General features: G+C 39.9%; 12 protein-coding genes. 2 read left to right on the top strand and 10 right to left on the bottom strand.

What is annotated here, in order from left to right; genetic code table 11:
• Window positions 1–12 precede the first annotated feature (12 nt).
• Window positions 13–324: a TusE/DsrC/DsvC family sulfur relay protein gene (tusE, locus tag F931_RS07100; RefSeq protein ID WP_002115694.1), complete on the top strand. Its 312-nt coding sequence runs from the start codon at window positions 13–15 to the stop codon at window positions 322–324.
• 2 nt (window positions 325–326) lie between these two features.
• Here the strand turns inward: tusE and F931_RS07095 are convergent, their stop codons facing one another.
• A complete protein-coding gene (locus F931_RS07095) occupies window positions 327–1,190 on the bottom strand; it encodes a DMT family transporter (RefSeq protein WP_016140711.1) in 864 nt (287 codons plus the stop codon).
• A 123-nt stretch (window positions 1,191–1,313) separates the two neighbouring features.
• Here F931_RS07095 and F931_RS07090 point away from each other — a divergent pair, with 123 nt between their 5' ends.
• Window positions 1,314–2,705 (top strand): aminotransferase-like domain-containing protein, encoded by a 1,392-nt coding sequence (locus F931_RS07090; protein ID WP_016140710.1) that lies wholly within the window; start codon window positions 1,314–1,316, stop codon window positions 2,703–2,705.
• Between the two features lie 16 nt (window positions 2,706–2,721).
• On the opposite strand, the gene F931_RS07085 is transcribed toward F931_RS07090, so the two are convergent.
• The 9 genes from F931_RS07085 to nasA form a co-directional block, all read right to left on the bottom strand.
• Window positions 2,722–3,204, bottom strand: a complete 483-nt coding sequence (locus F931_RS07085; RefSeq protein WP_005068860.1) for a winged helix-turn-helix transcriptional regulator — start codon at window positions 3,202–3,204, stop codon at window positions 2,722–2,724.
• A gap of 217 nt (window positions 3,205–3,421) precedes the next feature.
• Window positions 3,422–4,657: a molybdopterin molybdotransferase MoeA gene (gene moeA, locus F931_RS07080; RefSeq protein WP_016140709.1), complete on the bottom strand. Its 1,236-nt coding sequence runs from the start codon at window positions 4,655–4,657 to the stop codon at window positions 3,422–3,424.
• On the bottom strand, window positions 4,657–5,580 hold the full coding sequence (gene moaCB, locus F931_RS07075; RefSeq protein ID WP_016140708.1) for a bifunctional molybdenum cofactor biosynthesis protein MoaC/MoaB: 924 nt from the start codon (window positions 5,578–5,580) through the stop codon (window positions 4,657–4,659). The genes moeA and moaCB overlap by 1 nt, the downstream gene beginning before the upstream one ends.
• 23 nt (window positions 5,581–5,603) lie before the next feature.
• On the bottom strand, window positions 5,604–6,089 hold the full coding sequence (gene moaE / locus F931_RS07070; RefSeq protein ID WP_016140707.1) for a molybdenum cofactor biosynthesis protein MoaE: 486 nt from the start codon (window positions 6,087–6,089) through the stop codon (window positions 5,604–5,606).
• Between the two features lie 3 nt (window positions 6,090–6,092).
• The gene (locus F931_RS07065; protein WP_016140706.1) at window positions 6,093–6,347 is read right to left on the bottom strand and encodes a MoaD/ThiS family protein; all 255 of its coding nucleotides are present in this window, start codon (window positions 6,345–6,347) and stop codon (window positions 6,093–6,095) included.
• Window positions 6,348–7,388 carry a GTP 3',8-cyclase MoaA gene (gene moaA, locus F931_RS07060; RefSeq protein ID WP_080649441.1) on the bottom strand — a complete coding sequence of 347 codons (1,041 nt, stop codon included), beginning with the start codon at window positions 7,386–7,388 and terminating at the stop codon, window positions 6,348–6,350. It abuts the gene before it with no gap.
• Window positions 7,389–7,616: 228 nt separating this feature from the next.
• Window positions 7,617–9,890 carry a molybdopterin-dependent oxidoreductase gene (fdhA, locus tag F931_RS07055; protein ID WP_016140704.1) on the bottom strand — a complete coding sequence of 758 codons (2,274 nt, stop codon included), beginning with the start codon at window positions 9,888–9,890 and terminating at the stop codon, window positions 7,617–7,619.
• 146 nt (window positions 9,891–10,036) lie between these two features.
• Window positions 10,037–10,666, bottom strand: a complete 630-nt coding sequence (mobA, locus tag F931_RS07050; protein ID WP_016140703.1) for a molybdenum cofactor guanylyltransferase — start codon at window positions 10,664–10,666, stop codon at window positions 10,037–10,039.
• Window positions 10,663–13,446, bottom strand: a complete 2,784-nt coding sequence (nasA, locus tag F931_RS07045; protein WP_016140702.1) for a nitrate reductase — start codon at window positions 13,444–13,446, stop codon at window positions 10,663–10,665. The genes mobA and nasA overlap by 4 nt, the downstream gene beginning before the upstream one ends.
• Window positions 13,447–13,462: the final 16 nt, after the last annotated feature.

The raw sequence follows: 13,462 nt of genomic DNA, 5'->3' as shown, positions 1-13,462 counted from the left end.
TAGGCTGGTTTCATGAATTTAGAATTAGACCAAGATGGTCATTTGGTTGATTACACAATTTGGAATCCCGAAGTTGCACAAGAACTTGCCAAATCGCTTGATCTTGAACTCACCGATTGGCATTTTGAAGTTTTAGCAGCTGTACGTCAGTTTTATCAACAGTTTGGACATTCTCCAGCAACTCGCCCACTGATTAAATTTTTAATGAAAACGGTCAGTCCAGAGATTAATAATGCAGTTTTACAGCAACAATTTAATACTGGTTTAGTTGCCCGTCATTTAAGTCGTTTGGCGGGGATCCCTAAACCAGCAAATTGTTTATAAAGTTAGGTAAATTTTTTAGCAGCAGCCACACATAAAACAGTTGCTGCTGTAACCACTAACATTGACCAACTTACCTGTTCGTGTAACAAGACAGCGGCAATACCTAGTCCCATTAGAGGCTGTAACAGTTGTAGTTGGCTAATCGCAGCAATTCCTCCTTGAGCAAGCCCTTTGTACCAAAAGAAAAAGCCAATGAGCATACTAAACAAAGACACATAAATAAGCCCAGCCAAAGCTGACGTAGACACGCTCTGAAATGAAGCTGGCATATAAAAAACAGTCAGAAACAGCATAAAAGGTAGTGACAAAATAAGCGCCCAACAAATGACCTGCCACCCACCTATTTTGCGCGAAAGTACGCCACCCTCAGCATAGCCAAAGCCACAAAAAATAATTGCCATCAACATATAAAAGTCACCCATCCCAAGTGATGTATCACCAGAAATGAAAAACATATAAGCGAAGACAACCGCACTCCCCAAGACTGCAAATATCCAGAAAAATTGATTCGGTTTTTCGCCACCTCTCAACACAGCAAATATTGCTGTTGCAAGCGGTAAAAGGCTAACAAAAACGATTGAATGAGCTGCATTCATGTATTGTAGGGCAAGTGCTGTAAATAGTGGAAAACCTATCACTACACCTAAAGCAACGATGGCAAGAGGCCACCAATCTTGCTTAGCTGGTTTCTTTTGTTTTAAAACTAATATGAGAATAAGGCCTAAAATACCGGCAATTGCCGCACGTGCTGCGGTTAAAAAACCCGGATCGAAACCCATTACAGCTACACGTGTTGCTGGCAATGAACCCGCAAAAATAGCTACGCCAATAAAACCATTTACCCAGCCATTCATAAACCTATTCATAATTTTCTCCGTCACTATACGAAGAATTTAAGCTGTGCTAAGGTGATTAAACCAGATACAAAGCAGTACAATTTAAAAGAACTGTTATGTACGACTAACCAGTACAGTTGGGATTTTAAGTCAGTGAATCAGAGCAAAACAAAAATTGAAATTGTTATTTCAGAGATTGAGCAACAAATAAAAAATCGGTCTTTAATGCCTGGAGCGCGTTTGCCTTCTGTTCGTAAATTAGCGAATGATCTTGGCTTTTCTGTATCAACGGTTGTAGAAGCATATGAACGATTAATTGCTTTAGGCAAAATCGAATCAAGAACTGGATCTGGTTTTTATATTGTTGGTCCACTCGCACCTTTAGCTTTAAGTGAATTAGGTCCCAAATTAGATCGCTCAGTCGATCCATTATGGATTTCACGTCAATCTTTGGAAGCAAAAGCAGATGTTTTTAAGCCCGGCTGCGGTTGGCTACCTGATGACTGGATGCCATTAGACAGTATTCGTAAAGCATTAAGGTCAGCTGCAAGAAGCCCAGATGATTGCTTGATGAGTTATTCAACACCGTTAGGATTACCCGCTCTACGTGACTTACTGGCAAGGCGCGCTCAAGCAAAAGGAATAAACGCAAATCTTAATCAGGTACTTTTAACAGACTCAGGCACCCAAGCGATTGATTTGGTTTGCCGATTTTTACTAAAGCCCGATGATGTCGTTTTGATTGATGACCCTTGTTATTTCAATTTTCATGCTTTACTTAAAGTTCATCAAGTCAAAGTGATTGGTATTCCCTACACACCAACAGGTCCTGACTTAGAGGCATTTAAAGAAGCAATTGAAACTTATAATCCACGTCTTTATATCACCAACTCAGGAATTCATAATCCAACCGGAGCAGTACTTTCTCTTTCTACGGCGCATCAATTATTAAAGTTGATTGAACAATCAAATTTGATTGTTGTTGAGGATGATATTTTTTCAGATTTTGAATATAGCCCTGCTCCTCGGCTTGCTGCTTTGGATAATCTTTCACGTGTAATCTTTATTGGAAGTTTTTCTAAAACGTTATCAGCATCTATTCGCTGTGGTTATATTCTTGCAAAACCAGAATGGATTGATCAGCTCACCGACCTGAAAATTGCCACCAGTTTTTCTCACAATGGAGTATCGGCTGAAGTTTTATTAAGTGCATTAACAGATGGGTCTTACCGTAAACATATAGAACTACTAAAGGTTCGTTTAGCAAAAGCGATGCACGAGACAATTACCAAACTAGAACCTTTGGGCATAAAGCCATGGATTAAGCCTCAAGCTGGAATTTTTGTTTGGTGTCATTTGCCAGAGGGAGTTGAAGCTTCAGAAATTGCCAAATATTGTATTAACCATCAAGTTATTCTTGCACCAGGAAATGCGTTTAGCCAAGCTTCCAATGCTGGTCAATTCATCCGCTTTAATGTAACCCAGTCAAATCATGACCACATCTATAAGACTCTGGCTGATGCGATTCAACAAGAGTCTTCATGATTGGTAATAAGAAAAATTAAGCTTGTTTCTGTTTTTGCTGCATATATGCAAAATAACCCGGCCCAGCTGAAACCTGAACTTGTTTTGCATGTAAAGGTTCACGGCAAACCGAACATACCATGACTGGTTCAAACTTATGACCACAAGTTTTATGACGATATTCTAAAGGTTTACCTAAACCTTGATCCATCCATTTATCTGCCCAATTTGCCATAGATAAGATAATTGGATAAAGCTCAAAACCTTTATCAGTCAATTTATATTCAAAGCGTTCCTGACGGTCAAAATAAGGAGCTTTAACTAAAATTTCATATTCAACCAAACGCTTTAAACGATCCGAAAGGACATGACGAGTTACGCCTAATGACTTTTGAAAATCGTCAAAACGACGTATTCCCATAAAAGCATTACGTAATATTAGCATCGTCCATCGATCGCCAATCACTGATAGCATACGAGCAACCGAACAAGGTTGATCACCGATGTCGTCCCATTTCATCTTTATGCGTTCCTCGATATTTCCTAGCCTAATGGCCCTATTATTTATACCCTAAACCACTTACCACGATTTATGCAAGATTCATTATAAAAATAACTTCTTATCAATTATGTAAAAGAATTCTTATTATAAAAAAATAGGAAGTTATTATATAAATTTACTTAACAAATATAACTCACACAATTGTATAGTGAGTTATATTTATCATTAGTTATACTTAGTTTGAAATAAATACGCCTTTCAATATATAACCCGCTTCCAACTTTACATTTGCCGGAATTCGAACTAGACAATTGGCTTGCATTAAATTACTGAGCATGTGCGATTGCTGTTTTGCCAAACTTTTAACTTTGAGCTGTCCATTGTCAAAATAAGCATGCATCCGTAGAAAACGTTCACGCGCATCTTCTTTTAAATCATGATCTAAAATTGCACTAAACCACTCTGGCCCATTTTGATTTCCCTGCAAAGTGTCGAGCAATACTTTACCGTAAACCTGCATAGAGACATAGACCGCAGCAGGATTACCAGGCAATCCCAGCAAATAACAATAGTGATCTTTTTCAGGTTGAGAATATTCAGCAAAAAAAAGTGGCTTACCCGGCTTTTGTTTTACTTTCCAAAAGATCTGTTCAAAACCCGCTTCAAAAGCGCATGGCCGAACAAAATCATAATCACCTACTGACACTCCGCCTGTGGTTATGATGACATCATGACTATCTTTTAAACGGTCGAAATATTGTGTGACCTGTGCTGCCTCATCTGCCACATGAATAATTTCAACATCTAAGCCATAATCTTTAAACCAAGCTTTTAACAATGGACCATTTGCATCAAAGATTTTGCCTTCGGCAAGATCTTCCGCTTTTTCGGCAACTTCATCACCAGTGACTAAAACAGCAACTTTCGGTGCACGGTAAATCTCAACCGTTTGTACACCAGCCATACTTAAGGCAGCCAAGCTTCCAATATTTAGAAACTGTCCAACTTGTGCAAGTAACTGTCCGTTCTGGATTTCTTCGCCTGTAAAACGAATGTCAGCTTGAGGTCGAATATGTTCAGTTAACGAAATTTCTTGTGCTGATACGACCTCTACTATTTCTTGCCTCGCAACATATGTTGTGCCTTCAGGAATTTTACCACCTGTAAATATACGAATTGCTTGACCTTCACTCAGAATGTCATGACTTTCGCTTCCAGCACGAATCTCACCCGTAACCTGAAACTTTTGATTATTTAAATCTTCTACATGGCTACAAAGCGCGTAACCATCTACAGCACTTTGAGAAAAGCTTGGCAAATTAATTTCTGAGTAGATTTCTTTAGCAAGATACCTACTTAGGCTATTTTGAAGTGCTTGCTGAATTGAGCCTAATTTTTTAGGACGATTACTCATCAGCTCAATTGCCTCATCTACGCTAATCAACCCACGCTCTGTACCACAACCTGACATTATTCGTAGCCTCCCGGATGGGGTAAATCACGGCAAACATCAAAAATATGAACTAATGCGGGCAGGATAGCAGCCATTGATTCGCTTGCTCCACCACGGCTTCCCGGTAAAGTCACCACCAATGAACGATCAATAAAACCGGCTACTCCACGTGACATTGCAGCATATGGCGTGCGTTTTTGCCCAAAAGATCGTGCAGCTTCCATTAAACCATCTAGCTTACGCTCTAAAAGTGGCTCTAGCGTATCAACCGTAATATCACGCTTACCAATTCCCGTACCACCAACGGTCATAATGCAAGCATATGACTTGCTCAACTTAAGCACTAAATTTTTTAAAGTATCTGCTTCATCTGGCAAAATTTGGTAATGAATTGGATCGAATCCTGCCTCGGTTAAAGTTTCAACCACAGATTTCCCGGCAGTATCGGGCTTTCTACCTGCTGCTACGGTGTCTGACAACACAATAACCGCAGCCGAAACAGGCTGACGAAGAACTCGCTTAAAGTGTGATTTGCCACCTTTTTTCTTAAGCAATTTACATTGGTCCATCCAGAGTTCTTCTGGTTCACAATGTGGTTTTAACATGTCGTAAATGGTTAAGCCTGCAAGACTTGCAGCCGTTAAGGCTTCCATTTCTACACCAGTTGGACCAATGGTTTCGACCACAGCAATAATCTTTACAAAATCATGTTCTAATTCATATTCAACATCTGCACGATAAATCGGCAGTGGATGACACAAAGGAATTAGCTCATCAGTTCGTTTTGCTGCCAAGATTCCTGCAACACGAGCAGTTTTTAATGCATCCCCTTTTTCAGTATTTCCTTGTCTTAATAATTCAATACAGTGCGGTGGTGCATATAAAATTGCTTGTGCTTCAGCAACACGATAACTTTCCGGCTTCATTCCTACGTTTTTCATTATTTATCCTAGTCTTGCTTATTTCAGTGTGAGTGTTCATGGCCGGCATGATGGTGATGTTTATGTTCTTGCGGTGCATCCTTACGAATACAGCAGCCTTCTACATAGTGACTTGTACCATCTGTAAAGAACTCTTCTTTAAATACAGGTACTTCATGCTTTACTCGCTCAACTGCTTCCTCACATGCTTGAAAAGCTTCACGGCGATGGGCTGCATAAGCAATTGCAATAATGGCTGTTTCGCCAACATCTAAATATCCAATCCGATGAATCACTCGCACATAAGATACCTGATACTTTTTCTCAATTTCCAGTTCAATTTCACGTATCATTTTTTCAGAAAGCGGTTTATACGAGGTATATTTCAGTGCTTTAACAGCTTTACCTTCATGATGATTACGAACCGTACCCATAAAAATATCGATACCACCACATTCAGGAAAAGACTGAATCGGATCAAAAGTATCTAGGCTTAAAGCCTGCTCTTGTATACGTGCAAAATCTCGCATGACTTACCCTCCTGCAACTGGTGATAATAAAACCAAAGTACACGGCTCACTTAAGGCAGATTGTCTGGTTATAACGTTATCCTCTACCGCACATGCACATTTTTCCATGGCCTGTGTGCATTCCGGATGTAAAGTCACAATTTGATCTAAGACATCTTTCACTAAAATATTGGTAGGACAAACGATCGAAAGATTTTGGGGAAGCAATTTTTCAATTGCACCGAATGATTCGATTTTAATTTGGATAGATTGCTGCATTTATCCCCCAAGCATATGCATGCTGATTTTACGGGTTTGTTGATGTTGTAAGGCATGAAAGCCTTTGGCTTTATGCCAGATATACGGCAGAACTTTCTCTTTTAACTGCTGGCTATGCAGCAGATGATCGGTTGAGTTCTGTGCGCGTAATAGCGCTTGAAGCTGTGGCTTAATATTTAAACCCTGTTGAGCAAAGAGACAGTTGTACAACTCGCCTTGTGCGGTTAGTCGTATGCGGTCACATTGGTGGCAAAATGAATGAGTAATGGTAGAAATGATGCCTAGAGCGTAGCTATTGTTAAGCAAATATTGGCGCGCTGGTTCGTGCTGCTGCTCGATGACTTGTACTGAATAATGCGGTTGCAACGCCTGTAAAATTTCAGCTTCACTCACCACATCTTTATTTGACCAGAGTGCATCACCATCAAGAGGCATGAATTCAATAAAACGTAGTGGAATATGATTGGCAATCGACCATCTCACCATAGGTAAGATTTGATCGTCATTTTTATTTTTCATTAATACACAGTTAATTTTAAAAGGTAGACCTGCATCTTTTGCAGCTTGAATACCTTCAAGAACTGGTTCTAATTTTTTCTTGGTGAGTTCTTTAAATTGAATCGAATCAAGACTATCTAAACTAATATTTAAGTCATCTAAACCAGCATCTTTTAACTGCTGAGCGTATTTAGCCAGATAATGTCCGTTGGTGGTCATTGAAATGCGTTTTAAGCCTAATACTTTTAAAGCTTGTAAATCGCGAACGAAATGCACAATGCCTTGACGCATTAATGGCTCTCCACCCGTAATACGGATGCTTTCAACACCATGTTGCACCATAAAACTGCAAAACTGAAAAAGCGCCTCAAAACTAAGCAAATCTTGTTTATTCAGCCATTCAGGATGTTCCGGCATGCAATATACACACTTAAAATTACAGCGATCGGTTACTGAAATTCGTAACTTTCGCTTGATACGGCCATATTGGTCTTGCAGAACAGATGGCGTATTTTCAGAGTGATATTGTTTCATCTTTTGCACTCATGTCGAGAACAGTTCAAATATTGCTGGCACCTTTTCTGGGCAATTAAAGTAGAAAATTGCGCCTCTATAGTGCTCTGGTATTTATGCAAAATTTGTTCCAATTCTATTTATCATCCATAACTCTTCGGGTTTTAATTAAAATATTGGCCTACTGTTTTAGCTCAGATTTAAAAAGTCTTACACAATCAGCGCGGCCTCAACTTGTTATATTGCCCTACTTTATTTCTAGCACTTTTCTAAACGGATGGGTACATATTTATGGTACGGCGTTTTAGATAATGGATCACAATGTTCAGCGGAAATTAGTCTGTTTAATTGTGGTCCAATTGGCTCTCCACCTTGAAAGCGCATACCGTAACCATGCGGAAGCGAAACAACTCCTTTTCGCATTCCTTCATCAAAATCTACAGTAACTTGAATTTCTCCATGTTGAGAAATACATTTAAGCTGACCGCCTGCATCTACATTTAGTTGTTTTGCATCTTCAGGATGAATGCGTAAAGCCCCTTCAGCATCTACTTTTCGCCAAGCTGGATCACGGTAAATTTGATTGGCGTTATAGCTACGTCGCTCACCCGATAAAAGTATGAAGGGAAATTCTTCTACATTAACCTGATGATTTTTTAAATTTGCAAGCTCGTTTAACATCTCTGGGATAGCAAGACGTATTTTCTTATCTTTATAAGCCACTAGTTTCCAGACTTCATCATATTCATGTTGTGACAACACCACACCTGAACGTTGCTTTAAAATTTGCTCGAATAAACGGACCCCTAAAGTTAAAGGATTACCGTTGTAACCTGCACGGCGTACCGCTTTGGTGTGTAACACAGCATATTGAATTGACAGTGGCAGTAAAAAAGCAACTGAACCAGCTGATTTTTCTAACTGTTTTCCTAAAGTGCGATAGAGAATTGAAGCGGCAAAAGGGATATATTTTTTATGTCGGGCAAAAGTTAAACCTAAAGCAGATAGATAAGGTAAATAGGCTGTTTTTTTCGAGTCAACCGCAGCAATTTTTTCTAAAATCGGAAAGCGTTTTGGAATCACCTGCATGGCTTCAAGTAATCGTGTATAAATTTCTGCCTCTGGCAAAGTATTCGCTTGAGCGGTCAATACTGGATGTCTTAGGTGAAAGCCATTCTTAGGAAACTCAAGATTAAAGCCCGTAAATTCCCATTTCTCAAACTGAGTGTGTGCAGGCAAAATATAGTCAGCGAGTCTAGCAGTTTCTGTCATGGCCACATCGACCACAACCAACAAATCTAATGCTTTAAATGCTTCCTCAAAAGCAGGTGTATCGGGATAAGTTAATAACGGGTTACAGCTATCTACAAAAACTGCGCGAATTCGCTTTTCCCCTGCTTTCAAGATTTCATCGGGTAAAATGTTAGGTGGAAAAAACCCTGATATTGGGAACATTTTATGGTAAACGCTACGTCGATATTTTGGCTTTCTTTCATCCGTATCGCTTAAGATTGGAATAAACATGGTATGCAAATTATTAGTACCTTGTTTTCCAAAATTCCCTGTTAATAAATATAAAAGCTTTTCTAAATAGCCATTTAATGTCGTATTTAAAGTATGTTGAATACCTAAATCAATCCGTACACACCCTCTTTTTGCCTTAGCAAAATCTCGAACCACTTGATAAATCAAATCGACTGGTACATCAGCTTTGGCAATATAGTCTTCAATCGGCACTCTGCTAAAGGCTGCTTTCACCTCTTGAAAGCCTAAAGTATGCTGCTCAATAAACGCTGCATCATAAAGTTTTTCTTTAATAATAATCGCAATCATAGCCGACATTAAAAAAGCATCTGTTCCCGGTTTTAGCTGCACGTGGATATCTGCTTGTTTTGCCGTTTCGGTAACACGTGGATCAAATACCACCATGGTTCGGTTTGGATCTTTTTTAATATGTTTTAGCGTGTCGCGTGCGTTAGGAATACCGTGTGCCTGAAAAGGATTTGTCCCAATAAAAAGAACATAGTCGGCATACTCAACATCTTCTGTGGTATGGCAAGCCTGACTACCGAATAACCGCCCATTGAGCCAGAAATCACCTGTTTTTTCTTGAGCAAGAGAGTTATAAGCATAATAACTTTTCATGGCCAGCAAAAGTTGGCGACCATACGCGGCACCCAGATGGTTGCCTTGACCGCCGCCCCCAACCGAAGCAAAAGCAGTTCCACCAAAATCATCTCTAATCTGCACTAATCGATCAGCAATTTCTTGTATAGCAACATCCCAACTCACTTCTTGAAATGAGCCATCTGGCTGGCATTTTAAAGGTGCGGTCAAACGATCTGCGTGTTGCTGGTAGTGCTGTAACCTAGCAGCTTTTTGGCAAATGTAGCCTTGAGAAAATGGATGTTCGGGATCACCTTTAATTTTAACAAACTGATTATCTTTAATTTCTACGCTTAAACCGCAGTTTCTAGAACACAAAATACATGCGGTCACATCTGTTTTATTTTGCTTCAGCGCTTCAATCATGCTTCGACTCCCTTTATTTTTATACATTTGATAGGAACAAATATTGAGTTCCAAAATAGAACCTAAACAATAAATAGTCAACAGTACAAAGATTAAAAACGTGTTTCACTCGACCAATGTAAGTTTTAAATCACTCATATACGAAGTTAATTTGCTGTAAAAATTTCTTTAAATGCTTTGATTTGTTTATATTGCTGAAGCTCATCCAATGAGTTGATGCTATGAAAAAAAAGATTCTGTTTTTGAAATATAGCCACTTGAGCATGTAAAAGCTTAAAGCACTCTTTCAAACTTAACCGCTGCTTTTCAATTTGCTCTGTTATGGTATTTAGACTTTCACGTTTTAATAAGCAAAATGGGTATAAGGCATCTCCATTAATTGAAACATAAGCTGCCTGAGCCTGCTTATTTTTCCGAAGTGCACCGTGTAATTTGGCAACGACTTGCGTAGGTATATAGGTCACATCACAAGGGATAAATAAAACATAGTCTGCCCTTACATTTGACCATGCACTTTTCATTCCCATGAGTGGCCCGAAAAAACCTGCTGCATCGTCTTGATAACATTGAATGTCCGGCACAATACTTTGATAAATTGAATAATCACGATGACTATTGACCCAAATTTCAGACACTGATGACCTTAATTTCTGATGAATTTTAATCAGTTGAGTTTCACCATCAAATTGCTGCAACAATTTATTTAAACCATTCATACGGCGGGCTTGTCCACCCGCCAGAATGACCAAATCAGTTACGGGATACCCCTTATTCACACTTCCACCTCCTGTTGGCAAGCTTTAATCAAGCCACGGATTTCAGGTAAACATGAACCACAGTTACCACCTGCTTTTAAACAAGCTGTCACTTGTTTTTCATGAGTAATATTTTGAGTTTTGATTGCATCTATAATTTTGTTCTTACCTACTTTAAAACAACTACAGACTAAAGGCCCATCATTATTTATAGCAGACATTGGCATGCCAGCTAATAACGCTTTTCGGTGTAACGCACTTAAACGTTCACGTTTAAACAGACTTGCGACCCAATCACGATCCGGCAATAAATCTGGTGGGGCGATATATAAGCTTGCGATCACCACACCGTCTTTCAAAATGATACTATGACTGAGTTGTGAAGAAATATCTTCGATACTCAACCATTCAAAAGTTTCATCCGCAAAGGGCAAAAAGCTTTTTAGGTTCTTTTGAGTGTCATGAAAAGTTTGACGGTCTGCAAGTTCGTAACGATTAGTTTTAACCATTTTGACCTTGGTCCACCATGCACAGTGATGTAGCGATTCTTGAATATGTGAATCGTATCCTTCACGCACATAAAGTACACCTTGCCATGTGGTATAAAACGGTTGAATCGTGACAGGTGTATGTTTGAACTCAGGCTCGCCTGAAATAGCATCGACTTCGGGGTTAACGACTTTACCAATACGGGCATCGGAAGCAACTTGTTCAGTCCAGTGAATTGGGGCAAAAATTTGGCCACGACGTACTCCCGACCAGAATGTTACACGTAGTACACAACTGCCCCATTTTGAACGGACTTCGACCAAGCCTTGATCACGTACACCAAACTTCAAGGCATCACTCGGATGAATCTCACAAAATGGTTCGGCACGGTGACTGGTCAAATTTGCTGACAAACCTGTACGCGTCATGGTGTGCCATTGGTCTCGAATACGTCCAGTGTTTAAAATAAGTGGATAGTCTTCTGAAACCGCATGAACTGGGTCAATTGCAACGGTCGGAATCAATTTCGCCTTGGCATTTTTATGACTAAACTGACCCTTGCCAAATAGTTGTTGAACAGCATTAGCATCTTGGTTTTTACTCCAGACTGGCCATTGAATGGGTTGCAGCGCATCGTACTCAGCAGCACTCAGATTCATTAACCCTTTTAAGTTGAAATAACGAAAATTATTACTTTGTTCACGAGTATCTATGTCTGCATTATCTTGTGCAGATAACGCTGCATGCTCATTAAAGATGTCACTTGCACTCGCGAAATCAAAACCTTTAAAGCCTAATTTTTTCGCGACTTGGCTAACAGACCACCAATCCGCATTTGCTTCACCTGGCGCAGGTAAAAAAGCACGTTGACGTGAAATACGACGCTCAGAGTTCGTCACAGTTCCATCTTTCTCACCCCAACCTAAAGCTGGAAGCAAAACATCGGCATAAGCCGTAGTATCGGTATCTGCACAGATATCTGACACGATAACTAACTCACATTTCTCTAATGCACGTTTGACTTGATCGGCATCTGGCAGACTCACGACTGGATTGGTTGCCATAATCCAAATCGCTTTAATTTTTCCAGCTTCAACAGCACGGAATAAATCAACTGCTTTTAAGCCAGCTTGATTTGCAATGAATGGACTGTCCCAGAAAGTTTGAACAACTTTTTGATGTAGTGGATTATCTAAGTCCATGTGCGCAGCCAACATATTGGCTAAGCCACCGACTTCACGGCCACCCATCGCATTGGGCTGACCTGTCATTGAAAATGGCGCAGCACCGAGCTTACCAATTTTTCCAGTCAATAAATGACAGTTAATAATACTGTTGGCTTTATTTACACCCTGACTTGATTGATTCACACCCATTGAAAATAAGGTAATGACTTTTTCAGTTTGAGCGAATTTCTCAAAGAAATACTGCAATTTGTCTAAAGAAATACCACTACGTTTTGCCACATATTCGATATCAGTTTCTGGCTGACTACTTGCCAAAACATCTTGCAGACCTTCGGTATAAGCATCTACAAAGTCCTGATCAGCATGACCACTTCCATATAAATATTGAAATAAGCCATTAAACAATGCGACATCTTGACCGGGCAAAATCGGTAAATGTAAATCCGCTTGTTCACAAGTACTGGTAAAACGTGGGTCAATCACGACCACAAACATATCCGGATTTTGGCTCTTAGCCTGCATGATCCGCTGATAAAGTACAGGATGACACCATGCGGTATTAGAACCGACTAAAACCACCATGTCGGTATGTTCAAAATCTTCATAGCTTGCAGGGACAATATCTTCACCAAAGCTGCGTTTATGCCCAGCAACCGCAGATGACATGCAAAGGCGCGAGTTGGTATCGATATTTGCCGTGCCCAAATAGCCTTTTACAAACTTATTTACTACATAATAATCTTCAGTCAAAAGCTGACCTGAAACATAAAATGCAATACTGTCGCGGCCATATTGGTCGATACAAGATTGGAATTTATCGGCAATCTTATTGATTGCCGCATCCCATGTCGTTACTACCCGATCGGCTTTTCGTCCCATCATCGGTTGTAAAACACGTGTTTCTAACCCCAAAGTATCCGCCAAGCGGCTACCTTTAATACATAAGCGTCCAAAGTTGGAAGGATGCTCAGCATCCCCCTCAACTTGTACCAGAGGTCCTTGAGGTTTTTGCTGGACGTGTACACTGACACCGCAACCCACCCCACAATATGGACATGTTGTTTTGGTTATAGTTGTTGCAACATGGTCGGAGCTATCGATTTCAACGCTTGGAATACTATTCATAACTGCTCCTTTCCCT

Origin of the sequence: Acinetobacter pittii ANC 4050 (assembly GCF_000399685.1) — a bacterium.
GTDB classification, from domain to species: Bacteria; Pseudomonadota; Gammaproteobacteria; order Pseudomonadales; family Moraxellaceae; genus Acinetobacter; species Acinetobacter pittii_E.
This window is presented reverse-complemented; position numbering and strand designations above follow the sequence as displayed.

Bases quoted from the DNA above. Each gene is read 5' to 3' on its own strand.
- moaE (WP_016140707.1), bottom strand. From the start codon at position 6,089: ATGCGAGATTTTGCACGTATACAAGAGCAGGCTTTAAGCCTAGATACT.
- F931_RS07095 (WP_016140711.1), bottom strand. From the start codon at position 1,190: ATGAATAGGTTTATGAATGGCTGGGTAAATGGTTTTATTGGCGTAGCT.
- nasA (WP_016140702.1), bottom strand. From the start codon at position 13,446: ATGAATAGTATTCCAAGCGTTGAAATCGATAGCTCCGACCATGTTGCA.
- moeA (WP_016140709.1), bottom strand. From the start codon at position 4,657: ATGTCAGGTTGTGGTACAGAGCGTGGGTTGATTAGCGTAGATGAGGCA.
- moaCB (WP_016140708.1), bottom strand. From the start codon at position 5,580: ATGAAAAACGTAGGAATGAAGCCGGAAAGTTATCGTGTTGCTGAAGCA.
- F931_RS07085 (WP_005068860.1), bottom strand. From the start codon at position 3,204: ATGAAATGGGACGACATCGGTGATCAACCTTGTTCGGTTGCTCGTATG.
- tusE (WP_002115694.1), top strand. From the start codon at position 13: ATGAATTTAGAATTAGACCAAGATGGTCATTTGGTTGATTACACAATT.
- fdhA (WP_016140704.1), bottom strand. From the start codon at position 9,890: ATGATTGAAGCGCTGAAGCAAAATAAAACAGATGTGACCGCATGTATT.
- F931_RS07065 (WP_016140706.1), bottom strand. From the start codon at position 6,347: ATGCAGCAATCTATCCAAATTAAAATCGAATCATTCGGTGCAATTGAA.